The organism is Nocardia sp. NPDC003269 (genome assembly GCF_042888005.1).
Taxonomy (GTDB): Bacteria; Actinomycetota; Actinomycetes; order Mycobacteriales; family Mycobacteriaceae; genus Nocardia.
This window is the reverse complement of sequence record NZ_JBIAPA010000003.1, coordinates 1,525,256-1,551,503: the sequence shown is the minus strand read 5'-3', so window position 1 is coordinate 1,551,503 and position 26,248 is coordinate 1,525,256. Positions and strand designations below refer to the sequence as shown.

Below are 26,248 nucleotides of genomic sequence, written 5' to 3'. Positions count from 1 at the left end.
TCCGTCGACAGCATCGGCCCCTCGCCGCCGACGTTAGGCAGACGTGTACCGCCTCGCTTCACCCGAAACGGATGAACCACGCACCGTGTGCCGGGCTGCTATCGCCGTCACCCGGCATCCTTGTCGTCGGGTTCCGGAACCGGCGTCGGCGCGTATCGGGCGGCGACGGCGATCGCGCGATCCCGCAGGGACGCGCGCAGCGACGACGGAGCCAGCGCTTCCGCGTCGACGCCGAGCTGCCACAGCGCCCATTCGGCGTGCCGGGAATCCTGGAAGGTCACCGCCAGCCGGAGCCACTCGTCGTCGGGTTCCTCGGAATGGACGGCCAGTGCGGTGCGGACCAGCTCCTCACGCCGCGCCGGCCGGACCCGGACCAGCACGGCGAGCTGGTCACCGCCGGTGCGAAAGCGGGCACTGCGTTCCTGCCAGGCCCGGTCCAGATCGACCCGGTCGGGCCGCTGTGCCGGTTCGGGCAACTCCTCGGCCGCCAGCACCCGGGACAGCCGATAGGTGCGGTCCGCCCCGGATCTCGTGGCCAGCAGATAGCCGTGGTCGCGCACCATGACGATCCCGATCGGGTCCACCGTTCGCCAGCTCGGCGCCTGGCCGACCGCGGCGTAGTGGATGCGCAGCTTGTGCCCGGCGAACACCGCGCGGCGGATCGCGGCCGCGATGTCGCCGGGGACCTCGTCGTCGACCGCCGGACGCGAGAGCAGATCCGTCGCCGGGTCGATGAGCAGCCGTTCGGCGACATCGGCCGCGGTGGTGCGGTGGGTGTCGGGCAGCGCGTCGACCACCTTGAGCATGGCCGAGGACAGCGCCGAACCGAGACCGAAAGCCTGTGCGCCACGGCGTGATCCGGCGATCAGCAGGGCCAGCGCCTCGTCGTGGTTCACCCCGGTGAGCTCGGTCCGGAACCCGGGGAGCAGCGCGAAGCCGCCGTGTCTGCCGCGTTCGGCGTAGACCGGCACACCGGCCGCCGAGAGCGCCTCGATATCGCGCAGGACCGTGCGGGTGGACACCTCCAGCTCGGTGGCGAGCTCGGTCGCGGTCAGCCTGCCGCGCTGGCGCAGCAGCAACACCAGCGACACCAACCGGTCTGCGCGCATTCGAAAACTCTACCGAATACACGACAGAGGATGTCGTGATTGCTTGCGAGGGTTGTCCCACGGCGTCGCGGACGCCGGACTACGACGAATCGAATGGAGCTGAAGTGGGACTGGAACGAACCGCGGTCAACCCGGTGACCTGGTCGGTGGCGATGGGATTCAACCAGGGCGAACTCGTCACCGGGCACACGCGCACCCTGTACTGCTCCGGGCAGACCGCGATGAGCGGCGACGGGACGCCCCGGCACGAGGGGGACCTGGCCGCGCAGCTGGCCCTGAGCCTGGACAACCTGGAGGCCGTGCTCGCCGAGGCGGACATGTCGCTGGCCAATCTCGTCCGGCTCAACGTCTACACCACCGACGTGGACCTGCTGTTCCAGCACTACGGCGTGCTGGCGGCCCGGCTGGGCGCGGCGGCGGTGGCACCGGCGACCACCATGCTCGGCGTGAGCCGGCTGGCGATTCCCGGGCAGCTGGTCGAGCTCGAGGGGACCGCCGTCGACTGAGGCGTTCCGGCGCACCCGCGCGGCACGGTGGCGCGGGTGCGCCGCGGAAGATGAACCGGGAGTGGAACTTTCGCGTCAGGCGACGCGGCGCGTCGGGGGTTCGAGCACATCGGCGAGCGGACGGCGCGGGCTCGCGGAGACCGGGGGAGCGGTGTGGTGCAGGCGGCCGACGCGGACCACCACCTGGGGGTGCGCGCAGTCGTGCAGCAAGGAGTGCCGGATCGCGTCGCGGAGTTCGGGGATGCCCAGCGGTTCGGATTGGATGCAGGTCGCCAAGCCCAGGCTGGTGGCCCCGAGCAGCAAGGCGCTGGTCGCCTCGCCCGCGCGCAGGCGGGCGCGGCGGTCGTCGGCCGTGGTGCAGATCACGACCCAGCTGGCGTGGTCGGCGCCGTCGCCGGGATCGTCGAGACCGGGGTCGCGGAAGGCGCGGAGCGGGAGGGGGTCGTCGTGCCTCGGCAGCACCGTCGTGTGCGACGGCACGCCGTCCCCGTGATCGGCGCGCCCGCTCCAGGTCGCGAGTTCGCGCAGATACGCGGCGTCGGAGCGGTGCCGCGCCGCCGCGGCCCGCATCGGCTCGGCCAGCAGGGGCAACAGCTGTTCCGGGATATTCCGGGCGACCGCGCCGAATTCGACAACGGTCGAGGACAGGGCGCGCAAGGCGCCCGCGGGCAACGGCAACGGCGCGAATCGGCGCCGCTCGGATTTCCGGAGCAGAATCGCGGCGGCGAGCTGGATATCGGTATCCGACGGCGGCCTCGGCGAGACGGTGACGGTGGCCAGATGATTCGGGTCGTCCGGGTCGGGCAGGAATTCGGGAATCGCCGACCAACCGGTGACCGCGAGTGCCACGCGCAAATGATGGAGGGCGGCGCCGCAACTGACGACCATGGCCTGTCCATCGGGGTCTTCCACCGGCAATTGCCGCGTGGGATCGCTGTACAGCTCGACCCGTCCGTCGCCCACCTGCCAGCGCCACGGCTGCGTGTTGTGCACCGACGGCGCCTTCACCGCGAGTTCCAGCGCGGCGGTCATCGTATCCACGTCGAATAGCAACGGTGTCATTTCACGATCCCTCCTGACGGGATTGCGGCACGCGCTTCTCTTCCGGTCTTCCCACTGTGGAAGACGCGCCGCAATCGACCATAAGTCGGTCTCCCGAATTAAGCGAATTCATATCGTTTCAAATACCCCGGATATCGGTCCGGCGCGCCCGGCCGTCGATCGAGCTGACCGGGGGGACAGGGGCGCGAGCTATCGGTTCCGTAACGAAAACAATGCGCGGGGCTTTTTCGCCGATCGCATCGATCAGGGGAGGTCGGTGAAATGGACGTCGTGGGCGACGGCGGTGGCATGCAGGCCGTCGGGGGCGGGGCGGATGGCGGTGAGGCGAGCGCCGAGGGGTAGTTCCTGGAGGGGAACGACGAAGGTGAGGGGGCCGCGGAGCAGCGACAGCGGGACGGTAGGGCCGCCGAGGGCGGACTGGACCGAGACGGGGGTGACCTCGATGCCCGCGTCGGTGGGGGCGACGGTCACGAAGACGGTCGCGGGGACCGAGAGGCCGGCGACCGGGAAGGTGCCGGTGACGCGCAGTCCCTCGGGACTGTCGGAGATCGACTCCACGCCCGAGGGTGCGAAGGTCCGCACGACGTCGTAGGGGACGACGGCCGTCGCGGTCGCCGTGGCGGCGACGAGGTTCGCGGTGCGGTTACCGACGATGTCGGTGAGCGGCGCGGAGACGTCGGTGAGCACGACATCGAGATCGCGGACGGAGATGTTCTCGCCACTCCAGTCGCCGACCCGGATGTCGATGTCGCGGTAGATGCCGTCGATGGCCTGGGTCAGGAACGGGACGCCGCCGATCTCGACGTCCGGTGGCTGCGCGAGGTCGTATTCGGCGGCGATGGCCCGGCCGATCTCGTTCTGCGCCAACACGACTGCGACGCGATCGCCGACGACGAGTCCGATCACCCCGACGACGATCAGTATCAGCACTGCGCGCATACGCTCACCCTCTCGGCCATCCCACCATCATGCTGTGGATCGTGGCCGCGTGCGGGCAGGGCGACACCGAAAGGCGGGAACCGCTACGTCGCGCGGACGGTCACCACGGTCTCGGCGCTGGGGAATTCGATCACCCGGAGCCGCCCGTTGACGAGATCGATCGTGTCGGCGATCACCCGTCCGGCGTGCTGGGCGCCACCGGCGAAGCTCGTGCTGATCACCCGGAAGCTGCGTCGCGGGGTGAGGACCACATCGCCGGATTGCAGCAGTCCGGCCGAGGTGGCGGCACCCGGGCACCGCTCGATCGTGGTCCTGCGGCCCCGGCCGCCGAGCAAACCAAACACTGTGTTTCTCCCGTGGTGTCCGTCGCGGAAGCCGCGTCCCGTCGCGGGAATCGCGAGCGGGTATCGGAGACTTCTTACCCACCGGCCGCACCCAGGAAACCCCAGGCAATCGGACCCGACGCCGTTCCCGATGAGCGGGAAGGGACGCAGGCAGCCGCGCGGACCCGGTCCTACGGTGTGCGACATGACCGCGACACCCCACCCCGACGACCCGGCGAACACGCCGGGCGTGCCCGCGATCGCCCTGGTGACCGGCGCCAGCCGGGGCGTCGGCAAAGGAATCGCGCTGGCACTCGGTGCCGCGGGGTGGACCGTGTATCTGACCGGCCGGGGCAGCGCCGGTGACGGCGGGCCGCTGGAGGTGGCCGCCGCCGAGGTGAGCGCCCGCGGAGGCACCGGCATCGCCGTGCACTGCGATCACCGCGACGACGCGCAGATCGCCGCCGTCTTCGCCCGGATCGCGTCCGAACAGGACGGGCTCGACCTGCTGGTCAACAACGTCTGGGCCAATCCCGACGGCTTCGCCGGTTTCAGCGACCCGTTCTGGCGGCGACCGGTCGGCGACTGGGACTCGCTGATCGGCGTCGGCCTGCGCGCGCACTACGTCGCCTCGGTCGAGGCGGCGCGGCTCATGGTCGCGCGCGGACGCGGCGTCATCGCCAACATCTCCTCCTTCGGTACCCGCGGCTACCTGCACTCGGTGCTGTACGGGATGTCGAAGGCAGGACTGGACAAGATGGCCGCCGATATGGCGGTGGAACTGCGCGGTACCGGTGTCAGCACGCTGTCGCTGTGGCCGGGGATCGTGCGCACCGAGCAGGTACTGGCCCTGGGTGTCGAGGACATCGAGGGCTTCCCGATCGCGGGCGCGGAGACGCCCGAATTCGTCGGGCGGGTCGTGCTGGCGCTGGCCACCGACCCCGCGATCGGCGACCGCAGCGGCGCCACGGTGATCACCGCCGAGGCGGCGCTCGACTACGGCATCACCGACATCGATGGTGGACAGCCGGTCTCGCATCGCGCGGCCTTCGGCGGCGGCGCGGTCTTCGGCATCCGAGAAGAAAAGGAACTGTGATGGATCTTTCGGGCAAGGTAGTGCTGGTCACCGGTGGTGCGCGCGGTCTGGGCGCGGCCTTCGCACAGGGCATCGTCGCCGCGGGCGGCAGTGTCGTGATCGGCGACCTGCTGGACGACGACGGTGCCGCCGTCGCGGCGGAGCTGGGCGAGCGCGCCCGCTTCGTGCACCTCGACGTCACCGACCCGGCCGCGTGGCAGACCGCGGTCGACACCGCGATCGAGGCGTTCGGCTCGCTGACCGGCCTGGTCAACAACGCCGGGGTGACCGCCACGGGCGTCCCGCTGGTCGAGGAGCCGCTGGAGACCTTCCAGCGGGTGATCCAGGTGAACCTGGTGTCGGTCAACATGGGCATCCACGCGGTCGTGCCCGCACTGCGGGCGGCAGGCGGCGGTTCCATCGTCAACATCTCCTCGGCCGCCGGACTCGTCGGCCTGGCGCACACGGGCGCCTACGGCGCGGCCAAGTGGGGCGTGCGCGGGCTGACCAAGGTGGCCGCGATCGAGCTCGCGAGCGACCGGATCCGGGTGAACTCGGTGCACCCCGGCATGGTGCTCACCCCGATGACCGCGCCGACCGGCATCGTCCTCGCCGACGGCGCCTTCCCGAACGCGCCGCTGGGCCGGGTCGGTCGCCCCGAGGAACTGGCCGGTGCTGTCACCTACCTGCTCAGCGACGCCGCCTCGTACACGACCGGCGCCGAGCTGGCCGTCGACGGCGGCTGGACCGCCGGTCCGCCGGTCGTGCGTGTCGAGGCCTGAGCCGACTCAGGGCCGAGCAGGCTTGCGGCACACCAGCATCTGGTGGGCGCCCGCCTGGAACTCGTAGTCGACATCGACGATCCGCCCCTCGATCCCGTGCTCGCGCAGATCCGCGAGCAGCCGGTCGAGGTCGCGGTAGCGTTCGTCCGCTCCGATCGGGACCAGCGGGAAGATCCGCGCCTCGGTGCCCACCCGGAGCAGTTCGCGGACCGCGGCGAGATGGAACGCGTAGTCGAGGTCGGCGGCGTAGCTGAACAGCAGGTGCGAGCTGAGCACGAGGTCGAAGGCGTTGTCGCCGAACGGCAGACCGGGCAGCGTGCCCGCGACGTAGCGGTCCGGTTCGGTCCGGCTGTGCGCGGCGAACAGCTCGGCCGCGCGCTGCCGGACCGTCAGGTGTTCGCCCGGGTCGGCGAAGTACGTGAACCGGAACTGCTCCGGATGCGCGCGGACGTAGTCGTTGCCGCGCACGACCTCGCCCGCCGCGGTGGCGGCGACGTCGGCGGTGCCGCCGTTCGCGTAGGCGAGGTCGCAGGCCGTCACGTCGCCGCCGAGGCCCCGGACCGCGGCGGTGAACCCGGCCGCGCCGCCGGGACAGTCCAGCAGGCGGCGGCGCAGGTCCGCGTCGGTGAGGGCGAACATCGCCCGGTACTCACCCAGTGCGCGGGAGCTGACCAGGAAGCCGCCGAACGGCTGGTTGCTGGTGTGGTCGGAAGTCATTGCCGGTACCCCGTTCTCGTCGGGGCCGCCGACCGGCGCGGACCGCGAGTCCGACGCGAGGACGGGATGCGGCCGCTCCGGGGGCGGCCGCACGCACAGTCGATGATGGCCGCTACCGCGGCCACCACCCCTGCGCTGTCATCGTCACCTGGCCATTGAATCACAGCGGGCCAGTGAATTTACGCGGGCGATCACAGCATGCGCTGCCTGCCGTGGGCGGCGAATTCCGATTCCAGGTCACGTCGGTCCGCGTCGGTCATGCGGCGGTACCGCGGTCGGCCGCGGCCCGCCCACCGGTGCACCGGCTCCTCCGTCCGCCAGGCCTGCTCCTGGAGTTCGCGCTTGAGGACCTTGTTCGACCCGGTCACCGGTAGATTCGCCGAGACCCGCACGAATCGGGGCATGCCCTTGCTGCCGAGATCGTCCTGGGCGCAGAGGAACTCGGTGAACTCGTCGAGATCGAAGCCGTCCGGATCGGCGACTTCGACGGCGGCCATGACCTGATCGCCCGAGCGGGGATCGGGCACCCCGAACACCGCGGCGGCGATGACGGCGGGGTGCCTGCGCAGCACCTGCTCGATCAGCAGGGTCGAGGTGTTCTCGCCGTCGACCCGCAACCAATCACCCTTGCGGCCCGCGAAATACAGGAATCCGTCGGTGTCGAGGTAGCCGAGGTCGCCGGTCCAGTACCAGCCGTTGCGGATCCGGTCGGCGTCGGCGACCTCGTTCTTGTAGTAACCCTCGAAGACGAGCGCGCCCGCCTTGTCGATCATCTCCCCGATCGCCTCGTCGGGATTGCGGACCCGGCCGTACTCGTCGAGCTCGGCCCGCGCGCACTCGCGCAGGGTTTCCGGATCCACCACCGCGACACCGGGATGCGCGGGCCTGCCGAGCGCGGCGGGCGGTGCGGCCGGATCCAGTGCGGCCAGGCTCGGCCCCTCGCTGGAGCCGTAGCCCTCGTGCAGTGCCGCGCCGAAGCGGCGCCGGAACTCGTCCTGGTCGGCGACCGACGCCTCGGTCCCGAAACCGCGGACCAGCGGATTGTCCGCATCCTGCGCGGTTTCGGGGGTGGCGAGCAGGTAGCCGAGCGCCTTGCCGACATAGGTGAAGAAGGTCGCGCCGAAGTACCGCACGTCCGGAAGGAACTGCGAGGCTGAGAATTTCGGCGTCAGGCACACCGTCGCGCCGACCGACAGCGCGGGCGCCCACAGCGCCATGATGGCATTGCCGTGGAACAGCGGCATGCAGCAGTAGTCCACGTCGTCGCGGACGTGCCCGAACTTCGCCGCCGCCGCGGCGGCGATCACCGCGAGGCGGCGCTGGGTGCACCGCACCGCCTTGGAGGTCCCGGTGGTGCCGGAGGTGAACAGCAACAGCAGCAGATCCGCGGGCCCACCCACCGCTGTCGGCTCGACCCGGTGGGCATCGACGCGGGCGGCGTAGTCGGGGCTGTCGACCAGCAGGAATCGGTCCTCGGTCAGGTCCAGATCCAGCCGCCGCAGCCGCGCCATCCCCGCCGCGTCGGTGACGATCAGCTGGCAGTCGACATACCGGATGTCCTCGGCCAGTTGCGCGTCGCCGCGGGTCGGATTGAGCCCGGCCACCGTCGCGCCCGCCAGCGCCGCCGCGCCCAGCCAGAAGACGAAATCGGGCACATTGTCGAGCAGCACGCCGAGGTGGAACGGGCCGTCGCGACGCAGGCTCCGGGCCAGTTCCGCGCGGGCGGCCGACTCGTGGACGACCGCGTCCCAGGTCCAGTCGGTCTCGCGGGTGCGCAGCCCGAGGCGCTGATCGCCGAGCCGGTCGAGCAGCATGGTCGCGATGTCCGCGTGGTTCCCGTCCGTCATCGCACGCCCGGGTGGACGAGGTCGATGTACTCCTGCGGCAATTCGTCGAAGGTCAGTTTGCGGATCTCGGACGGGCCGGAGTGGTACGAGTCCTCGCCCTCGATGCGGCCCTCGGCATCGATCGGCCACAGCAGCAGCTGGCGGAACACGATCAGATAGTCGGCGTCGGGATCGTCGACAGGGATGCCGATCTGGAGGGCGTAGGAGCCCGGGTAGATCTGCTTCAGGAAGCCCTCGGTCACCACGCAGTCGTCGTCGACGACGAGCCGGTCCAGCTCGTACTCGAGGACATTGCTGCGGCTGGCGACGAAGTCGGAGTAGTAGGTGTGCACGGTCTCGCGCCCCTTCGGGCCGATATCGCGGCCCGCGTTCCAGAAGTGGTAGGCGGGTTCGGGCACCAGGGTCCGCATGAGCCCGTCCAGGTCGGGGGCGGCCTCGGCCTTCATGTGCTCGATGACGATGCCGAGCACCTGGCGATGCCGTTCGTTCGTGGTGACGGCCAGGCGCTGCTCCAGCGGCGCCCAGGTGCTGGTCGGATCGATGACCGCCATGGCGGGACTCCTTCTCGTTCACCGGGTTTCCCCGGTTGCCTCATCGGTGCCCGCCGATCATCGCTCGCCGGAGTGATCCAGATCACCCGACACCTGTCGCGGGATGGTCCGTCTCGGCCCGACGCGCGTCGGATCCGTCGGGCGACAGCTCGGCCGCGGACAGGGCGATCCGCCGCATCATCAGTGCCAGCGTGGCCATGAACCGGTCGAGCGATTCGCCGACGTCCCAGCCCATCGCCGCCTCGACCTGCGCGATCCGCGCGGCGACCGTGCTGTGGTGCAGATGCAGTTCGTCCGCGGTGCGCCGCAGCGAACCGAACAGGCAGAACGCCTCGAGCGTGTCGACGGCCAGCGCCCCGGCCTCGGTCGCGGCGAATTCGTCGAGCCGCATCACATCCGGTGCGCCGAGCAGCTTCGGCACCGGAAGTTCGCCGAGCAGGGCGAGTGAACCGAGCCGTTCGAAGGCGATCACCCGGCGGCCGTGCCACGTCGAGGACGCGAATCGCAGCGCCCGGCGCGCCTGCTCCCACGAGGTGGCCGCCGCCAGCGCGGGCAGCCGTTCGCCCATCCCCACCCAGGGCCCGTCGGCGCCCCGGCGCGAGGCTGGAAATGCTTGGACGACAGCGGCATTCAGCACATCGGACAGTTCCCGACAGCTGCTGCCGTCCTGGAGGAGGACGGCGGTGACGGTGCCGAGGATCGTCGAGCGGACCACCGGGACGCGCGCGCCGATGATGCGCACCGCGTCGGCCGCGCCCGGACCGGAGATCGCGAGCAGGCACAGTGGCCGCGCCGGGTCGACGCCGAGCAACCGCATCGCGCGCACCCGATCGGCCCGCCGCTGCTCCTCCGAGAGCACCACCTCGAGCAGGGCCGGATCGGCGAGCCCGGTCGGCCCGGCGGCGCCCCGGCGCGAGGTCACTCGCAGGCAGTGCCGCATCCGGGCCACCAGCACCGCGTCGAGCGGGCGGGCGTCCCCGGCCCGCTCCAGCCACACCACCGGATCGACACCGAACGCCGTAGGCGGCGGTGCGGCGGCGGCCAGCAGCCGCCCCGCCGCGTCGTACCGGATCGTGGTCCCCGACGGCCACCGCGCACCCGCCGGACACTCGGCCAGCACCGCGGCCGCCCGGATCACGGTGTCGGCATTGGCATCGGACTCGGCGAACCCGTCGAAGTACTCGACCACCCGCAGCAGATCGTCGGCGAACTCCGCCGCACCCGGCGGCGCGGGATCGGTCGCACCCATTCGGCACCTCCACTGGCGGGGACGTCTCGACCACAGTGTCAGCAGCATGCCGCCGCGCCGCGGAGTTTCCCCCGCGCCGTCCCGCTGGATGGCACGATCCGACCCTCCGCGGTTCGCCGCACCAATCGATCCACCGGCCGGTGGGGCAAGATCATGGTGTGCACCCGACCTTCGACGACTTGGTGACGGAGGCCGCGGCCGTGTCGGTGGACGGCTGGGACTTCACCTGGCTGGACGGGCGTGCCACCGAGGAGCGGCCGCCGTGGGGATACCAGCGGTTGATCGGGGAGCGGCTCGGGGCCGCCGCGGCGGGGCTGGACCTGCAGACCGGCGGCGGGGAGGTGCTGGCCGGAGTGCCGCGACTGCCTCCGGTCATGGCGGCGACGGAGGCGTGGCCACCGAATGTCGCCGTCGCGACCGCGTTGCTGCGTCCTCGGGGCGTGGTGGTCGTCGCCGACGACGGCGAGCCGCCGCTGCCGTTCGCGGACGGGGCCTTCGATCTGGTGGTCAGCCGTCATCCCGTCACCGTGCACTGGGCCGAGATCGCCCGGGTCCTCGAACCCGGCGGTGCCTATCTCGCTCAGCATGTCGGACCGGCCAGTGTGTTCGAGCTCTGCGAGTTCTTCCTCGGCCCGCAACCTCGGGACGTGCGCGAGCGCCGGCACCCGGACACCGCCCGCGCGCAGGCCGAAGCCGCGGGTCTGGAGGTGACCGACCTGCGGTCGGCGCGACTGCGGATGGAGTTCGGTGACATCGGCGCGGTGATCTACTTCCTGCGCAAGGTCATCTGGATCGTTCCCGGGTTCACCGTGGAGCGCTACCTGGATCGGCTGCGGGAACTCCACGAACAGATCCGCGCCGACGGCCCGTTCGTCGCCCATTCGACGCGCTTTCTCATCGAGGCCCGCAAGCCGCGCTGACCGGTCGGTCCGGCCGGAAAGTTTGGTTCGTTTCACGATGGCGACCGGTCTCGTTTCGTTCGGTCGCCAGAATCCGGAGATCTTTCGTTCGCCCACGGCGGGCCGCGCCACCATGGGTTCTGGTGCAGTGCCTGCCGACCGGGCACCGCCGTGGCACGGGGGCCGCGGTGACGAGGCACTTCCCGGCAGTGTGGCCGGGCCTGCGGAAGCGCGAACGAATGCCGAGTGACGTCGTCGATGTGGCCGTGGACTTCGCCGTCCCGCGCCGGCCGCTGTGGGATGTGCTGCTGGAACCGCAGAGCTACCCGCGCCTGTGGACCGGGATCGGCGGGTGCGAGCGGATACTGCACCCCGACGGCGGCACCGTCTGGCAGGTCCGGGTCGGCGACGCCGCCCTCGGTGTCCGGACGGTGGGCCTGGCGCTGACGATCGGGCGCTGGTACGAGAGCTTCGAACTGCACAATCCGGAGACCGGCAGCTTCGCCATGGTCCGGCTCACCGGCGCCGACGACCGCACCTCGGTGAGTGTCACCGTCTTCGCGGCGCCCCGCCTGCATCCGGCGCTGCGCGGCGCGACCAACGCCACGATCGTCAACTGGGTCAAGGACGGCCTGCGCCGGGCGGTCGACCTGGTCCGCGGGGCACGGACGTCGGTGGTGGCCAACGGTGACCGGGCCCCGATCCGGCGCCGCTCCGAAATCGCGCGGTGGTGGGTGAACTCGGGCCTGGTCGCACCGCCGCTGACCTCGGCCCGGCAGCTGCGCTCGCTGTACCGGTGGGGATTCAATCTGGCGGGCGGGTATGCCGCGGGCGCCGCGCACAGCCCCGACCAGCTCGCCCTGCTCGACGACGGCAGTACCGCGACGTTCGCCGAGACCGACAAGCGCACCACCGCGCTGGCCGGCGCGATGTACGAGGTCGGCCTGCGGGCGGGCGATGCGGTCGGCCTGCTGGCCGGAAACCATTGCGGCATGGTCGAAACCATGGTCGCCGCGGGCAAGCTCGGCGTCGACGTGGCACTGCTCAATGCCGGCCTGTCCGGCCGGCGCATCGAGGAGATCGTGCAGCGGCACCGCCTCTCGGCGCTGTTCGTCGACACCGACCTGGCGCACCTCGTGCAGTACCTGCACCGCGATCTGCCCCGCTTCTGCACCGACGACCGGCCGGTGCGCCCGGATCAGACCACCATCGAGGACCTGATCGCGTTGCGCCGCACCAAGTTCCCGGTGCCGACCGTGCCCGGCAGGCAGATCGTGCTCACCTCGGGCACCAGCGGCACCCCCAAGGGCGCCCGCCGGCCGCACGCGAAGGGCTTCGACACCCTCGTCGCGCTGCTGTCCCGGATTCCGATCCACGTCGGCAGCACGATGATGATCCCCGCGCCGCTGTTCCACACCTGGGGACTGTCCGCGCTGCAACTGAGCACCGCCGTGCGCGCCACCGTCGTGCTGTCCCAGGGTTTCGACGCCGAGGACTGCCTGCGCCGCATCGCCGAACACCGGGTCCAGACCCTCATCGCGGTGCCGACCATGGTGCAGCGCCTGGTCGACCTTCCCGAGACGGTGCGCACCCGCTACGACCTGAGCAGCCTGCGGCACGTGATCAGCTGCGGCGCTCCGCTGGCGGCGATCACGGTGGACCGCTTCCTGACCGACTACGGCGACGTGCTCTACAACCTCTACGGGTCGACCGAGGTCTCCTGGGCCAGCGTGGCCGGACCCGAGGAACTGCGGGCCGCCCCCACCACCGCGGGCCGCCCGCCGCTGGGCACCCGCATCGCCGTCCTCGACCCCGAGCGCGTGCCGGTGCCGGTCGGCATGATCGGGCGGATCTTCGTCGGCAACCACATGCTGTTCGACGGCTACGTCAGCGATGCGCCGCCGGAGGAGTCCGACGGCATGCTGGACACCGGTGACCTGGGCTATCTCGACGCCGAGGGCAGATTGTTCGTGGCCGGGCGCGACGACGAGATGATCATCTCCGGTGGCGAGAACGTCTTCCCCCGCCCGGTCGAGGAGGCGCTGTCGTATCTGCCGCAGGTCACCGATGTCGCGGTGGTGGGGGTGCCGGATCGCGAGTTCGGTCAGCGGCTGGCCGCCTTCCTGGTCAAACATGAGGGCTCGGGACTCGACTCGGACATGGTCCGCACCTATGTGCGCAATCGGCTGAGCCGCTTCTCCGTACCGCGCGATGTCACCTTCCTCAGCGCGCTGCCACGGGGCGAGACCGGCAAGGTGCTCAAGCGGCTGCTGGTCGATCCGGAGGGGCTGGCGGGCTGATCCCGGTCGCCGGAGCCGACCGCGCTCAGCCCGCGGTGCCGGGCACGGAGATCCGTCCGCTGTAGATCGCCCGCAGGGACGTGGCGGCGAACGCGGCGCAATAGTCGATCAGGTCGGCGATCGGCACATCCAGCCGTCCGCTGTGCTTCTCGACGATGACGCGCTCCAGCGTCCCGACCACCGAGAGCGCGAAGATGTCCATCACCTCCGCGGGCGGGTGTTCCTCGGGCCTGGCGCTGGTGCCGGTGGCCGCGACCAGCCGGGCGAATCGCCAGAGTGCCTCGCGCATGAGGTCTTCGGCGCCCGCGCCCGCCGGTTCGACGAAGACGATCCGGAGCTTGCGCGGATCGCGATCGAGGGCGGTGAGGTAGGTGCCGATGCCCGCGCGCAGCTTGTCGGTGCCCCGGGCAGGCGTCGCCTCGACGGCCGCCGCCACCGACCGGTACAGCTCGTCGATGACGCCGTCGAAGACCGCGGCGAACAATTCCCTGGTGCCGGTGAAGGATTCGTAGAAGTAGCGGTCGGTGAGCCCGGCCTCGCGGCAGAGGTCTTTGACGCCCGTGGCGGCGTAGCCGTCGGTGCCGAACAGCGTGAGCCCGGCATCGAGCAGCTTCGCCCGCCGGGCGGCGGCCCGTTCCTCGGCACCAAGGCCGCCGTAGGTGCGGCCGGGCCGGGTGCTCACCGCGTCACCGTGATCGTCATGTCGGCATTGTCTCCCATCCGCGCCGACTCTGTGTCAGCATGTGACGATCGCGATCGTCAGATTGAGAACGGGGTCGATCAATGGCAGCTCGACAGCAGGACCACCTGGTCAGCCGACGGACCGTGCTGCGCGGTGCGGCCGCGGTGGCCGCGAGCGCGGGGCTGGCCGCCGGGCCCGCACAGGGGAGTCCACGGAGGCGAAACAGTCCGGCGGGCACGACCGTCGCGATCTTCGGCGCGGGTATCGGCGGTTTGACCGCCGCCCACGAACTGGCCGAACGCGGCTTCGCGGTGACGGTCTTCGATCGCAAGGAACTCGGCGGGAAGTCGCGCACGATCCCGATGGCGGGCACCGGGGCGGGGGGACGGGCGGCACTGCCGGGCGAACACGGCGCGCGCGGGTTCACCTCGTTCTACCACCACGTGCACGACACCATGCGCCGGATCCCGGTGCCCGGCACGCGGAAGACCGTGTACGACAACCTGATCCCGTTCTCGGTCACCGACCCGCGCTACCCACGCGCCGGCAACCTGCCCGACGGCTTCCCGCTGATGTTCGGCTTCTACTTCGATCCGGCCGAAGCGCTCACCCCGATGGGGCTGCAACGGATCCTGACCGAGGTGTTCATGAAGAACAACCTCGTCCCGCTGCCCGAGGCCATCCACATGGCCGGTCGGGTGGTCACCTATCTGACCTCGAGCGAGGAACGGCGCTTCGGGCAGTGGGAGCACGTCAGCTGGTGGGACTTCATCGGCGCGGGCAGCCGATCCCCGCAATTCCAGGCGCTCGCCGCGACCGGCCTGACCCGGGCGCTGGTGGCGGCCAAGGAATACGTGGCCAGCACCCGCACGATGGGCAACATGATGGAGGGCTTCTTCCTCGCGCTGCTGCGGGAGCTCACCGGCGGGCCGAAGGTCTACGAGGTGCTCAACGGCCCGACCAACGAGGCCTGGCTGGACCCGTGGATCACGCTGCTCGAGGGCATGGGTGTGCGATTCCGGCCGGGGGAGGCGCTCGAGGAATTCGTGGTCGCGGACGGGCGAATCGAGGGTGCCCGGATCCGGGGTGCGCACGGCGGCGCCGCGCGGGTCGAGGCCGACTGGTACGTGTGCGCCGTGCCGACCGACCGGGCGCGCGCGCTCTGGACACCGGAACTGCGGGAGCTGGATCCGGCGCTGGGCCGGATGGACGCGCTGAATCTCGACTGGATGAACGGCCTGCAGATGTTCGTCAGCGAGCAGCTCGATCTCGGCCGGGGCTACAACATCTACCTCGACGCGCCGTGGCGGCTGACCTCCTACACCCAGCGCGCGTTCTGGGACGTCGACTATCCCGCCGTCTACGGTGACGGCTCCGTCGCCGACGGTCTCACCATCGACATCGCCGACTGGGACACCCCGGGCATCCTGTTCGGCAAGCCCGCGAAATACTGCACCCACCAGGAGATCTACCAGGAGACCTGGGCCCAGCTGACCGCCGCGCTCAACGACGACGGCCGGATCCAGCTGCCCGACGGCATCGTCCGCGAATGGATGATCGACCCCGGCATCGTCTGGAACGGCAGCGAGAACACCAACGACGAACCGCTGCTGGTGAACACGATCGGCTCCTGGGACAACCGGCCGACCGCGCGGACCCGCGTCCCCAACCTGTTCCTGGCCGCCGACTACGTGCAGACCAACTTCGACCTGGCCACCATGGAGGGTGCCAACGAAGCGGGTCGCACCGCCGCGAACGCCCTGCTCGCCGCCGCGGGCTCGGCGGCGACACCGGCGCAGCTGTTCACCCGGGAGTCGATTCCGGCGTTCGAGCCGTTGCGGGCGGCCGACGCCGCCCGTTTCCGCGCGGGTCAGCCGAACCTGTTCGACCTCGGGTGACCCGCGCGGCCGCGGGTCGTGTCGCTAGGCGGTCGCCTCTTCATACGCGGCGATGATGTCGGCCGCGATCCGGCCGCGCGCCGAGACCGGGTGACCGTTGTTGCTGGCCCAGGTCCTGATCGCGGTCAGATCGTTGCGTCGCGCCGGAGCGGCGGCCGAGGTGGTCGATTCGGACCGGCGACCGCTCGCCTTGATCCGTCCGGTGCGGCGAGCCGCCGGGATCCACTGTTCGAAGACATCGCGGAGTTTGGCCGCGTTCGTTTCCGACAGGTCGATCTCGTAGCTCGCACCGTCGATGCCGAACGATACGGTCTCGTCGGCGGCGGAGGCGCCGTCGAAATCGTCGACGAGGGTGACAACGACTTTGCGCGCCATGAGGATCCTGTTCGATGAGGGGCTGTTTCCTCAGTGATCGTAATGCGAGCCCGGTGATCGCTTCCGCCGCCCCACTCCCGGGGATATTTCGGGGTTACCCGTCGTTCGGTGGGAGCGCGGTGCGGTGGTCTACCGGCCGACGTCCTCGGGGCGAACCGCCAGCGCGACGGTGACGGCGAGCAGCCCGAGCACGGCCGCGGTCGGCGCCAGCGCGACCGCGCCGGCCAGGGCCAGCGCCCCGCCGCCGAGACCGGCGCCGAGCGCGACCGCGAGGTAGACCGCTGACCCGTTGAGGCCCATCGCGATCGGCGCGATCGCGGGGACGAGCGCGAAGAACCGGTGCTGCTGCGGCACGATCGAGATGCCGACACTGATGCCGAGGCCGATCATGGCGACGACCGCGCCCAGAGTGGTCGTACGGGCCGCCGTGAGCAGGACCGCGGCGACGGCGACCCCGGCCGCGCCGAGGGTGAGCGTGCACGGCGCGCCCCGCCGATGGATGAGTCGCGCGACGATCGTGGTGCCGATGACCTGCCCGCACCCGAAAGCCAGCATCGCCGCCACGATCAGCGTGCCGGAGACATCCAGGACCGTGGGCAGGTAGGCGATGAGGAGGAACGCGGGCACGATCACGGTCACGGTGCCGAGCAGGATGGCCCGCACCCGCGCGTCGGTCAGGATGCGCAGCCGGTCACCCAGCGACAGCCTCGGCGCGTGCGCGGGCGGGAGGAACGCCACCGCGCACCCCGCGATCACCGCGGGCACTACCAGGATCCACACCGCGGCGCGCCATCCCCAGGCGTGCCCGGCCAGGATGCCGAACGGGAGTCCCGCGACCAGCGCGAGGGACCCGCCACCCGCGACGACGGCCAGTGCGCGGGCCCGATGCGCGTCATCGCTCAGCAACCCCGCCGTGCTGAACGCGTTCGCCTGATACGCCGCCGCTCCGAGCGCCGCGACGACCCGCCCGGCCGCCACCGTCGCGAAGTTCGGCCCCGCGGCCTGCAACACCAGCCCGCCGACGAACACGACCATCCCGCCGGCCAGCAGCACCCGGCGATCCCAGCTCCCGGTCAGCGCGGCGATCACCGGCGACCCGACCGCGTAGACGATCGCGAACAGCGCGGTCAGCTGCCCCGCCGTACTGATCGAGACACGCAGATCGGCCGCGACCTCCGGAATCAGCCCGGCCAGCACATAGCCGTCCACTCCGAGGGTGAAGGTGCCGATGGCGAGGACGAGCAGGTGGACGACGGTCAGATTTCGCGGCCCCGCCACGAACGGCGCGTCGAGCTCGGCCCTCGTACTCATCGCGGTCCCCACGGCATGGTCCTCAGTCTCGGCGGTCGGCCCCGCGGCGGCGCCCCGACCCCACAGCTCCTATCGCTGCCAAGCTTTCGCCGATCCTCGTTCCGCACCGAGCGGCGCTCCCGATCCGTACCCGGTCGCCGCCCAGGCGGTTGGGGCATGATCGGCGGATGGAGTTCCAGCTCGCGATATCGGCCCGGCCCGACAGTCACCAGTTCGCCGTCTCGATCGAGCCGGAAGGGATGTACTACGAGTTCCCGAAGGAAGGCAAAGTCGTGCTGACGTTCCGCGGGCCCGACGCGATGCTGGCCGAACTGACCCACTACCCCGATGCCGTGGTCGTCTGGCGCCCGCCGGATACCGAGGTCTGGGCCACCACCACGGACGGAACCCACGAACTGATCGGCGGGTTCAGCGGCAACCCCGCACCCGGTTTCGACACGGGGGGAAAGCCGTTGGACCAACCCCTGCGCGGCCTGATCGAACGCGTCTTCCACCACCGGGAGCCATGACAGGAATTCCGCCGCGCCGAGGGTTGACTCGGCACGGTGGCGGGCGCACCATCGGTGGGGTCGATGCTCCGGGGTGGGAAGAGGTTTGCCGTGAATGCAAGCGGGCAAGGGTTTTTCGATCAGCTCGACTGGTTCGACGAAGGTCATTGCGCGCGGTTGGACGGGGAGCTCGCGTGGGCGCGCGAGCACTGTCCGGTCGTGCACACGGGGTTCGGTGGTGGCATGCATGTGGTGACGCGGTACGAGGATCTCGTGACCGTGGCCGCGCATCCGAAGATCTTCAGCTCGGCCATGCCCGGCTTGACGACGGTGCCGGTCGCGTTGCCGCCGATCGACGTGGATCCGCCACTGCACCACGACTTCCGGGCGTTCCTGAACGGACCGTTCGCCAAGCCCGCGCTGCAACGGTACGAGCCGGTGGTGCGGCAGCTCGCCGACGATCTGATCGATCGGTTCGCCGAGCGTGGCGAGGTCGAGTTCGTGAGCGAGTTCGCGATCCCGTTCACCGCGGGCGCGCTGGCCAAGATCGTGCTCGACGACGACAACGAGGAGCGCCTGGCCCGCGCGGTCGACGCCGTCACCCAGGTGTCGGTGCAGAACACCCCCGAAAGTTTCGCCGCGGTGGCGGGATTGGCCGCCGAGCTCATGGCAGAGCGGGCAGCGGCGCCGCGCGAGGACCTGCTCCAGTCCATCGTCGACGCCACCGTGGAGGGCGGCCGTCCGCTCACCATGGAGGAACGACTCGGGGTCGTCACCGTACTGCTGCTCGGCGGTCTCGACACCACCCGCGGCGCCCTGGCCTATATCGCCGAATACCTCACCGCGGTCCCCGGCCTGGAGGAGCGCCTGCGTGAACCCGACTGGGCGACCCGCGATCTCGACGAGATCCTGCGCTACACCTCGACCGTCAGCGTCATGGGACGGGTCGTCGCCGAGGACAACAACCTGCTCGGCGTCCCCCTGGTCAAAGGCGACCGGATCGCCGTGCACTGGCGCTCCGCCAACCGCGACACCGTCCGCTTCGACAACCCCGAACACCTCGACTTCGACCGTAACCACAACCCCCACTTGGCCTTCGGCATCGGCATCCACCGCTGCGTCGGCCGCCACTTCGCCCGCATGCAACTCGACATCGGTATCACCCGCCTCCTCGACCGCCTCACCGGCTTCCGCCTGGCCCCCGGCACCGAGATCGAGCGCTCGGTCGGCATCAGCGTCGGCGCACCCCGCGAACTCCACCTGACCTTCGACAGCGTGACGCGCTGACACCCGCGCTCCGCATCGAGACCGGAGGGCGTGCGGTCGCTAGCCCGGCGTTGTCAGGCAGAGGAGCAGCGCCTCGAACTCGGCGGCGTACCGGTCGGCGCGTTCCTCCGACAGCGAGGTCGAGAAGTCGACGCCGAGCCTGCCCGCCCGGGTGTGGATCATGTGCACCGAGGTGCGCAGTAGTGGATGGTCGGTGTGCCCGGCGGCTGTCATCATGGCGACGAGCGGTGCCCAGTCGAACCGCAACGCGTAACGCAGGTCGGTGATCGTCGTGTCCGGTGGCGTCGGAGTCGGTGCGAGGACACCCAGGTTCGTCGTGATCGTGCGCGGCACCAGGGGCCGCGGCCGGTCGACGGTATCGGCCATGTGCAGAAACGATTGGTGCACAACACCCGCCGCCAAGTCCGCGGCCAACTGTCCCGTCACGACGGCGCCCACGTCGGCGGGATCCGAACCGGGGTCTACCGCGACGACGGCGTTCGCCATCCCGAGGATGTTCGTGCCCGCCCAGACCGGCACCGGCGGGTCTAGCCTCGGCCGAATGTCCACGGGCGAAACGACATTGATGTCGATCGGCCGATCATCCTCGATCGGCAGGAACCGCCGGGTCATGACGCCCGCCACACCGGCGACCAAGCTGTGCACCGTCTGCCCTCGATGTCTGGCGGTGGCGAGCAGAGCCGTGGTGTCGGCCGCGCGCAGCCGGACCTGGCGCCAGCGCACGGGAGGTGCCGCCCGGCCACTCGGCAGATTCGTAGGAGTGGCGTGGCCCAACCGGTTCGGCGGGCCCGCGGCCCTGACGATGCCGCGTTCGCCGAGTAGTGCCTCGGGGGACCGGGGCACCGGATGCGGTCGGATCGCCGGTGTCCGCCCGGCGGCGAGTTCGGTGTAATACGACCACAACTCGTCGTGCCAGAACTGCACGAGCCTGCCGTCGGCGATCGCGTGATGGCACGCGAGAGCGACCCGAGCCGGGTCCGTGCCGACGGAGAGCCGCGCGACCGGACCGCCTGCGCCGAGCTTCGGGGACTCGTCATCGATCCGCCCGATCGGCGCAGCCGCCGGCCCGGCCGGGACCACAATCTCGAGACCGCGCAGTCCGGCGACGGATTCGTCGTCCCCGGCGGTGGGCACGAGCCGGGCGGTGAGCACGGGATGCGCCAGGCACACCAGGTCCCACGCCGCCCGCAACACGTCGAGATCGAGCGGCCCGACCACCTCATCGGTGACCCAGATCGTCGCCGAGGTGACGGCGAAATACGACTCGAACGACGACAGCGGGCGGGCGAAGGCACGGGTCGGGGACGTTTCCGGCATCACGACCCGAGACCACGCAACCAGCGACGGACGTCGCCGGCCGACGTCAGATGCACCACGGTCAGTTCGGGAAATCGGCCGATCAGTTCTTCGGTGCGGACCCGACGGTCCTCGTAGCGGCTCCAGGCCCATCGAATGGGGTGGTCGTGATCTGGCCAGTGCCGGAACGATTCCCGATTGCCGTTCCACAATTCCCGGCCGGTGACGGCCCGGGTGAACGAGCGCCGCACGACCCGCGTCATCACCGTCCGCTTCGGCAGGTCCAGCCAGACGACGGTGTCGGCCCGCGTCCACAGCAGATCGCCCAGCCACCGCCGATACTGGTCTTCGGTCACCCAGCGCGGCCCCGCCGTGAACTGCTCGACCTCGGCCTCGAATTCCGGCCGCTTCACCCATCCTGGCCCGTGATGCAGCGCATCCAATTCCCGCCTGGGCAGGGCGAGCCGGTCGGCCAGCGCGCCCGCCAATGTCGTTTTCCCCGCCCCCGAGATTCCGGAGATCAGAATCCTCTGCACCGACTCACTTTATCGGTGCCGCGGCCTCGTCAGCGGGGAGCCAGCCGGTGCACAACGATGCCCGAGTCGAACCGGGTGGTGCCGAGCAGCTTCAGGTGTGTGGTGTCGGCCTTGCCGTCGAAGAGACGGGTGCCCGCACCGGCGATGACGGGAAACACCCAGAAGTGGTACTCGTCGACGAGCGCGTTGTCGAGCAGGAGCTGGGAGAACGCGCCGGTGCCGAACTTCAGGAGCGCACCGTCGGTCCGGGCCTTCACCTCGCGAACGGATTCGACGGTGTCGCCGGCGAGCAACTCGGCGTTCCAGGTCAGCTCCGACGGCCGCAGGGTGGTCGAGGCGACGTACTTGGGCAGGGCGTTGATGCGGTCGGTGTAGGGGTCGCCTGCCGGGCGCGTCGGCCACACCTGGGCGAAACCCGCGTAGGTCTCGCGGCCGAGCAGCAGCCCGTCGGCGGCGGACAGCAACTCCGAGGCATAGGCGGCGTGCTCGTCGTCCCAGTACGGCGCGCTCCATTCGTGCGGTGCGTCGACGCTGCCGTCGAGAGTGACGAAGGTGGATTCGATCAGCTTGCCCATTGTCTTCTCCTACATAGTGGTTCGTGCGATGTGAACACTGTGCCCGTGCGGGTTTACGGTTTTCTTACGCACGCGACGACGACGTCTCGTCGTTCACTCGTCGGGGGTCGTCAGGCCGGTCCGGAAGGCGATCACGACGAGCTGGGCGCGGTCGCGGGCACCCAGCTTGGACATCGCGCGGCCGACATGGGTGCGGGCGGTCGCGGGACTGAGGAACAGCGCCGCGCCGATCTCGTCGTTGCTCATTCCCCGGCCGACCAGGGCGAGGACCTCGCGTTCCCGGTCGGTGAGCACCGACAGCCGGTCCGCGGCCGACGCGGCCAGCCGGCGTTGTGCGGCGAACTGCCCGATCAGGCGGCGGGTGACCCGCGGCGCCAGCAGGGCGTCCCCGGCCGCGATCACCCGGATGGCATGCAGCAGTTCGGCCGGGCCCGCGTCTTTGAGCAGGAACCCGCTGGCCCCGGCCTGCAGGGCATCGAAGACGTTCTCGTCGGTGTCGTAGGTCGTGAGGATCAGGACCTTGACGTGCTCGAGCCCGGGGGTGCCCGCGATGCGCGCAGTGGCCCGGATCCCGTCGAGAGTGGGCATGCGAATGTCCATCAGCACCACGTGGGGGTGGGCGGTCCTGGCGAGATCGCACGCTTCGATGCCGGTGGTGGCCTCGCCGACCACGTTGATGTCGTCCTCCAGGTCCAGCAGCACCTTGAACCCCGATCGGACGAGATGCTCGTCGTCGGCGAGGACGACCCTGATCGCGGGCGCCGGGCTCACCGGAGCGCTCCGACCCGAGCCAGCGGGAACTGGGCGAGGACCTCGAATCCGCCGTGCGGCAACGGATTCGCGGTGAGATCTCCGCCGAGCAGGCGGCAACGTTCCCGCATGCCGGTGATGCCGCGACCGTCGCCACCGCCGTCGGCGAGGTCCGGAGCGCGCGCCGCCTCGGCTGGTCCGGTGTCGGCCACCCGGACCCGGAGCCGGTCGGCGCTCGACTCCAGGACCACGGTCACCGAGGTGCGGCCGACGTGGCGGATCACATTGGTGATCGACTCCTGCACGATCCGGTAGGCCGCGCTCTCGACCGCGCTCGGCAGCGGCGTCCGGGCGTCGGACCGTTCGACGGTGAGTTCGAGTCCGGCCTCACGGGCCATGTCGAGAATGTCGTCGAGCTGCCCGAGCCCGGGGCTCGGTGCGCGGCGGTCGTCGCCGCGCAGCACGCCGAGGATCGCCCGCATCTCCCGCAGTGCTCGCGCGCTGGTCTGCTCGATGATCCGCAGCGTCTCGCGTGCCTGCTCCGGGCGCTTGTCGAGAATGTGCGCGGTGACACCGGACTGCACGTTGATGATCGCGATGGCGTGCGCGACGGTGTCGTGGACTTCCCGCGCGATCCGGAGCCGTTCGGCGTCGACTCGCGCTCTGGCCTCCTCCTCGCGATGTCGCTCGGCCAGCTCGGCGCGCTGCTGAGCGTCGGCGGCGATGATCCGGCGGGAGCGCACCGACATCCCCAGCGTCATGCTGATCACCGTCGCGCCGATCCGGAAGAACACCCAGCCGATGGCCACGCTCGGCTCGGTGTCGGCGGCCGCCGCCAGCCAGCCCAGCGACAGCACCGCGATGCCCGCGCCGGCGATCACCACCGAGTGGCGACGGTCGCTGTGTGCGGTGAGGGTATAGGTGGCGACGAACAGTGCGAGGCAGGACAGGCGGTCGGGAAAACCGAGACCGAAGTACACCAGGCTGAGCACGCCGGTGATGCCGAAGACCAGCACCGGATAGCGGCGCCGGACGACGAGCACGCCGCCGCCGAGGATCAGCAGCGCGTAAGCGGCATACCCGAAATCGGTGACGGGCCTGGCCACCGGCTCCGCCCCGAGCGCCGTCCCCGCGCTCTCCACCTGCATCCCGATGACGAACAACGCCAGCAGCAGATCCGTCAGCCACGGTGGCCTGCGGGCCGCCCACGCCCTCGCTCGCGGTACATCCCACCGTCGCATGCCGTGATCGTAGGGGACCGGTCGCCGCGTCCGCATGGGTGCGAGGGTGCGCTCGGCTACGCGGCTCGGCGTAGCCGACCGGGCCGGGGCTACGTCGATCGGCGTAGCGGCTCGATGCCGGCGTCGGACGCGAAAAGCCCAGGCCGGGAGTGGAATCGGAGGCATGAAACGTATCGTCTCCGTCGGGGCGGCAGTGCTCGCTCTCACCTCCATGACCGCCGCCGGTCGCGCGTCGGCCCAGCCACCGGAACCCGGCAGTGTCGTCACCGCACGCGAACTGACCGGCGGCGAACTGATTCCCGGCGCGGCGCGCGGCTACCGCCTGCTCTACCGGACGACCGGACAGCACGGCGAACCCCAGGTCAGCGGCGCCACCGTCCTGGTGCCCGCGGGCGACCCGCCCGCGGGCGGATGGCCCATGGTGTCCTGGGCGCACGGGACCAGCGGCATGACCTACGGGTGCGCCCCCAATCTCGACGGCGGGCAGGCCGACACGTTCGACGAGACACCGCAGATGTCCACCTACCTGGACCAGGGCTACGCCGTCGCGGCGACGGACTACATCGGGCTGGGCGGACCGGGGACCTACGAGTACCTCGCGTGGCGCGCGGCAGGCCACGCCGTCCTCGACGCCGTGCGCGCCGGCCACACCGTGGACCCGCGGCTGTCGCGGTCGTTCGTGGCTGCCGGACATTCCATCGGCGGCCAGGCCGCGCTCGCCGCGTCGCGGCTGTGGCCGGACTATGCCGTCGACCTGGACCTGCGTGGCACCGTCGCCTACGCGCCGACCAGCAATATCGGCGAGGCGATCGCGGCGCTCGCCCGTCCCGGCACACCGGCCCTGCCCGGCCTGGACGGGCTCCATGCCCGGCTGGTCATGATCCTGGCCGGGCTCGATCACGCCCGCCCGGACATCGGGGTGGCCGACTATCTGACTCCGCACGGCAGGCACCTGCTCGATGTCGCCCGGGCCGGCGAGGACTGCCTGGGCGTGCTGGAGGCCGCGGTCGCGGGCCGACCGGTCGGCGCGTTGTTCGCCGCGCCGCTGGCCGATCCGCCGCTCATGACGGCGTTGGCGGACTATCTCGACCCGCCCACCGACGGCTTCCGGCGGCCGGTGCTGCTCCTGCAAGGTGACGCGGACCGGGTTCAGCCGATGCCGACCACGGTGCTGCTGCAGGAGCAGCTCCGGTTCGCCGGGGCCGACAGCAGGCTCGTGCGCCATCCCTCGGCCGACCACTTCGCCATCCTGGTGGCCACGGCGGGCGACACGCGATCGTTCGTCGCCGGAGTGCTTCCGGCGAGCTGACCGCGAGATCGAAGACCGTTACGCCGCAGCCGATTCCGCCGTCTCGGTGGTCGGCTGCCGTCGGCAGCGGCGGCGGGCACGCAGGACGTGTTCGGGGTCGCCCGCCGCCCGGTCGTAGACGAAGAACACCACCCTGGTGATCAGCCGTGCCGGTGCGTCCAGCCATCGGCGCGGCGTGATGCCGAGCTCGGTCGCCGCCCAGCAGGGCAGCATCCCCACGATCACCCGCAGCAGGATATTGGCGCAGTACCAGATCGGAAACCGGGACAGGGCCGCCACCGTCGCGCCGACCGGCCTGCCGAAGCGGGCGAACAGCTCGCCCACCCGGCGGGCGCCGTCCCGGGCGACGGTGCCGTGCCACGACCCGACCTCGTGCAGGATCCACGCCGCTTCCGCCCGCGCGGCGGCGCGGTCGGCGGCGGACTCGGCGAGCTCTCCGCGCACGGTGTGCCAGTACGCGTCGACGGCCGCGCGATCGCGGGGAACGGCTGTGCCGCCGAGCTTCTCACCGATCGGGGCGATGTCGGCCCAGTACCGGTCGACGTCGTCGGGTGCCAGCGCCCGCCCACTGAGCTGCTGATAGCCGTCGAGGAACCCACCCCAGATGGTGACGTGCACCCAGGTGATCAGGTCCGGGTCGGCGGCGTTGTAGTCGCGTCCGTTGATCGTCCCCGAGACCGGCACGTGCATTCGGTTGACGACCTCGATCACCTGATCGGACACCGTACCGGCCGCATACGTGGTCGCGCGGACGAAGCCCGCGGTCCGGGCCAGGCGGCCGAGCGGATCGCGCTCCAGATCGGTGTGCTCGAGCGTGCCGCGCAGGACCACCGGATGCAGGGTGCCGATCAGCAGCCCGACCACCCCGCCCAGCAGCGCGGCGGGCTGGTGACCGAGCACCCGCCACGCCGGACTGTCCGGGCCGGTGTATCCCTGATCGCCCGCCGGTTCGTCGTAGGACTCCCACGGGAGATAGCCGGCGTCGAGAATGAGGACGGGCAATCCGTGGATCAGGGGGCGCGGGCTGTAGCGGCCCCAGACCGGCTCGATCGAACTCATCGTTCCCCCTTCCCGCGCCGACCCCGGGAGCGCTGAAGGGTCTGCGGGACAAGCTGTTCGGCAGTAGGGGACACCCTAGCGG

The 26,248-nt window shown here is 70.8% G+C and carries 26 protein-coding genes; 9 read left to right on the top strand and 17 right to left on the bottom strand.

From position 1 onward, the window contains the following. Positions 1-107: 107 nt before the first annotated feature. Positions 108-1,109: a WYL domain-containing protein gene (locus ACFYWJ_RS27185; RefSeq protein WP_355282500.1), complete on the bottom strand. Its 1,002-nt coding sequence runs from the start codon at positions 1,107-1,109 to the stop codon at positions 108-110. 110 nt (positions 1,110-1,219) lie between these two features. Here ACFYWJ_RS27185 and ACFYWJ_RS27180 point away from each other — a divergent pair, with 110 nt between their 5' ends. Then, complete coding sequence (locus tag ACFYWJ_RS27180; RefSeq protein ID WP_355282674.1) at positions 1,220-1,615, top strand: RidA family protein; 396 nt, start codon at positions 1,220-1,222, stop codon at positions 1,613-1,615. Between the two features lie 75 nt (positions 1,616-1,690). Here the strand turns inward: ACFYWJ_RS27180 and ACFYWJ_RS27175 are convergent, their stop codons facing one another. From ACFYWJ_RS27175 to ACFYWJ_RS27165, 3 genes are all read right to left on the bottom strand, one after another. Further along, a complete protein-coding gene (locus tag ACFYWJ_RS27175; RefSeq protein ID WP_355282502.1) occupies positions 1,691-2,677 on the bottom strand; it encodes an Acg family FMN-binding oxidoreductase in 987 nt (328 codons plus the stop codon). Between the two features lie 243 nt (positions 2,678-2,920). Beyond that, positions 2,921-3,616: a DUF2993 domain-containing protein gene (locus ACFYWJ_RS27170; protein WP_355282505.1), complete on the bottom strand. Its 696-nt coding sequence runs from the start codon at positions 3,614-3,616 to the stop codon at positions 2,921-2,923. Between the two features lie 83 nt (positions 3,617-3,699). Beyond that, positions 3,700-3,960, bottom strand: a complete 261-nt coding sequence (locus ACFYWJ_RS27165; protein ID WP_355282507.1) for a hypothetical protein — start codon at positions 3,958-3,960, stop codon at positions 3,700-3,702. Between the two features lie 184 nt (positions 3,961-4,144). Here ACFYWJ_RS27165 and ACFYWJ_RS27160 point away from each other — a divergent pair, with 184 nt between their 5' ends. Both ACFYWJ_RS27160 and ACFYWJ_RS27155 read left to right on the top strand, forming a co-directional pair. Further along, entirely contained in the window at positions 4,145-5,035 is an 891-nt protein-coding gene (locus ACFYWJ_RS27160; protein WP_355282510.1) for an SDR family NAD(P)-dependent oxidoreductase, read from the top strand. Further along, positions 5,035-5,796: a glucose 1-dehydrogenase gene (locus ACFYWJ_RS27155; protein WP_355282512.1), complete on the top strand. Its 762-nt coding sequence runs from the start codon at positions 5,035-5,037 to the stop codon at positions 5,794-5,796. The genes ACFYWJ_RS27160 and ACFYWJ_RS27155 overlap by 1 nt, the downstream gene beginning before the upstream one ends. A 6-nt stretch (positions 5,797-5,802) precedes the next feature. Here ACFYWJ_RS27155 and ACFYWJ_RS27150 read toward each other — a convergent pair whose 3' ends face one another. From ACFYWJ_RS27150 to ACFYWJ_RS27135, 4 genes are all read right to left on the bottom strand, one after another. Further along, a complete protein-coding gene (locus tag ACFYWJ_RS27150) occupies positions 5,803-6,513 on the bottom strand; it encodes a hypothetical protein (RefSeq protein WP_355282515.1) in 711 nt (236 codons plus the stop codon). A gap of 191 nt (positions 6,514-6,704) precedes the next feature. After that, complete coding sequence (locus tag ACFYWJ_RS27145; RefSeq protein ID WP_355282517.1) at positions 6,705-8,360, bottom strand: AMP-binding protein; 1,656 nt, start codon at positions 8,358-8,360, stop codon at positions 6,705-6,707. Continuing rightward, positions 8,357-8,911 carry a nuclear transport factor 2 family protein gene (locus tag ACFYWJ_RS27140; protein ID WP_355282520.1) on the bottom strand — a complete coding sequence of 185 codons (555 nt, stop codon included), beginning with the start codon at positions 8,909-8,911 and terminating at the stop codon, positions 8,357-8,359. Before ACFYWJ_RS27140 ends, ACFYWJ_RS27145 begins: the two co-directional genes overlap by 4 nt. 82 nt (positions 8,912-8,993) lie before the next feature. Beyond that, positions 8,994-10,160 (bottom strand): helix-turn-helix domain-containing protein, encoded by a 1,167-nt coding sequence (locus ACFYWJ_RS27135; RefSeq protein WP_355282522.1) that lies wholly within the window; start codon positions 10,158-10,160, stop codon positions 8,994-8,996. A 158-nt stretch (positions 10,161-10,318) separates the two neighbouring features. Here ACFYWJ_RS27135 and ACFYWJ_RS27130 point away from each other — a divergent pair, with 158 nt between their 5' ends. Continuing rightward, a complete protein-coding gene (locus ACFYWJ_RS27130; protein WP_355282525.1) occupies positions 10,319-11,080 on the top strand; it encodes a class I SAM-dependent methyltransferase in 762 nt (253 codons plus the stop codon). 218 nt (positions 11,081-11,298) lie between these two features. Then, positions 11,299-13,359, top strand: a complete 2,061-nt coding sequence (locus ACFYWJ_RS27125; RefSeq protein WP_355282528.1) for an AMP-binding protein — start codon at positions 11,299-11,301, stop codon at positions 13,357-13,359. 25 nt (positions 13,360-13,384) lie between these two features. Here ACFYWJ_RS27125 and ACFYWJ_RS27120 read toward each other — a convergent pair whose 3' ends face one another. Continuing rightward, entirely contained in the window at positions 13,385-14,041 is a 657-nt protein-coding gene (locus ACFYWJ_RS27120; protein WP_355282530.1) for a TetR/AcrR family transcriptional regulator, read from the bottom strand. A 101-nt stretch (positions 14,042-14,142) separates the two neighbouring features. On the opposite strand from ACFYWJ_RS27120, the gene ACFYWJ_RS27115 reads away from it, so the two are divergent. Beyond that, positions 14,143-15,939: an FAD-dependent oxidoreductase gene (locus ACFYWJ_RS27115; protein WP_355282532.1), complete on the top strand. Its 1,797-nt coding sequence runs from the start codon at positions 14,143-14,145 to the stop codon at positions 15,937-15,939. A gap of 24 nt (positions 15,940-15,963) precedes the next feature. Here ACFYWJ_RS27115 and ACFYWJ_RS27110 read toward each other — a convergent pair whose 3' ends face one another. Both ACFYWJ_RS27110 and ACFYWJ_RS27105 read right to left on the bottom strand, forming a co-directional pair. Further along, complete coding sequence (locus tag ACFYWJ_RS27110) at positions 15,964-16,314, bottom strand: Lsr2 family protein (RefSeq protein WP_355282535.1); 351 nt, start codon at positions 16,312-16,314, stop codon at positions 15,964-15,966. Positions 16,315-16,443: 129 nt separating this feature from the next. Then, complete coding sequence (locus ACFYWJ_RS27105) at positions 16,444-17,625, bottom strand: MFS transporter (RefSeq protein ID WP_355282538.1); 1,182 nt, start codon at positions 17,623-17,625, stop codon at positions 16,444-16,446. Positions 17,626-17,792: 167 nt separating this feature from the next. Between ACFYWJ_RS27105 and ACFYWJ_RS27100 the strand changes: the two genes are divergently transcribed. Both ACFYWJ_RS27100 and ACFYWJ_RS27095 read left to right on the top strand, forming a co-directional pair. Next, positions 17,793-18,134 (top strand): hypothetical protein, encoded by a 342-nt coding sequence (locus ACFYWJ_RS27100; protein WP_355282541.1) that lies wholly within the window; start codon positions 17,793-17,795, stop codon positions 18,132-18,134. 198 nt (positions 18,135-18,332) lie between these two features. Next, positions 18,333-19,400, top strand: coding sequence for a cytochrome P450 (locus ACFYWJ_RS27095; RefSeq protein WP_355282544.1), 1,068 nt, complete (start codon positions 18,333-18,335; stop codon positions 19,398-19,400). Between the two features lie 39 nt (positions 19,401-19,439). Here the strand turns inward: ACFYWJ_RS27095 and ACFYWJ_RS27090 are convergent, their stop codons facing one another. The 5 genes from ACFYWJ_RS27090 to ACFYWJ_RS27070 form a co-directional block, all read right to left on the bottom strand. Further along, positions 19,440-20,717 (bottom strand): hypothetical protein, encoded by a 1,278-nt coding sequence (locus ACFYWJ_RS27090; protein ID WP_355282546.1) that lies wholly within the window; start codon positions 20,715-20,717, stop codon positions 19,440-19,442. Next, entirely contained in the window at positions 20,717-21,232 is a 516-nt protein-coding gene (locus tag ACFYWJ_RS27085) for an AAA family ATPase (RefSeq protein WP_355282549.1), read from the bottom strand. The genes ACFYWJ_RS27090 and ACFYWJ_RS27085 overlap by 1 nt, the downstream gene beginning before the upstream one ends. A 29-nt stretch (positions 21,233-21,261) precedes the next feature. Continuing rightward, positions 21,262-21,807, bottom strand: coding sequence for a dihydrofolate reductase family protein (locus tag ACFYWJ_RS27080; RefSeq protein WP_355282552.1), 546 nt, complete (start codon positions 21,805-21,807; stop codon positions 21,262-21,264). A gap of 93 nt (positions 21,808-21,900) precedes the next feature. Beyond that, on the bottom strand, positions 21,901-22,578 hold the full coding sequence (locus tag ACFYWJ_RS27075; RefSeq protein WP_355282555.1) for a response regulator transcription factor: 678 nt from the start codon (positions 22,576-22,578) through the stop codon (positions 21,901-21,903). Further along, positions 22,575-23,798, bottom strand: coding sequence for a histidine kinase (locus ACFYWJ_RS27070; protein ID WP_355282558.1), 1,224 nt, complete (start codon positions 23,796-23,798; stop codon positions 22,575-22,577). Before ACFYWJ_RS27070 ends, ACFYWJ_RS27075 begins: the two co-directional genes overlap by 4 nt. A gap of 163 nt (positions 23,799-23,961) precedes the next feature. Between ACFYWJ_RS27070 and ACFYWJ_RS27065 the strand changes: the two genes are divergently transcribed. After that, positions 23,962-25,107: a lipase family protein gene (locus ACFYWJ_RS27065; RefSeq protein WP_355282561.1), complete on the top strand. Its 1,146-nt coding sequence runs from the start codon at positions 23,962-23,964 to the stop codon at positions 25,105-25,107. 18 nt (positions 25,108-25,125) lie between these two features. Here ACFYWJ_RS27065 and ACFYWJ_RS27060 read toward each other — a convergent pair whose 3' ends face one another. Next, on the bottom strand, positions 25,126-26,166 hold the full coding sequence (locus tag ACFYWJ_RS27060) for an oxygenase MpaB family protein (RefSeq protein WP_355282564.1): 1,041 nt from the start codon (positions 26,164-26,166) through the stop codon (positions 25,126-25,128). Between the last annotated feature and the right edge of the window lie 82 nt (positions 26,167-26,248).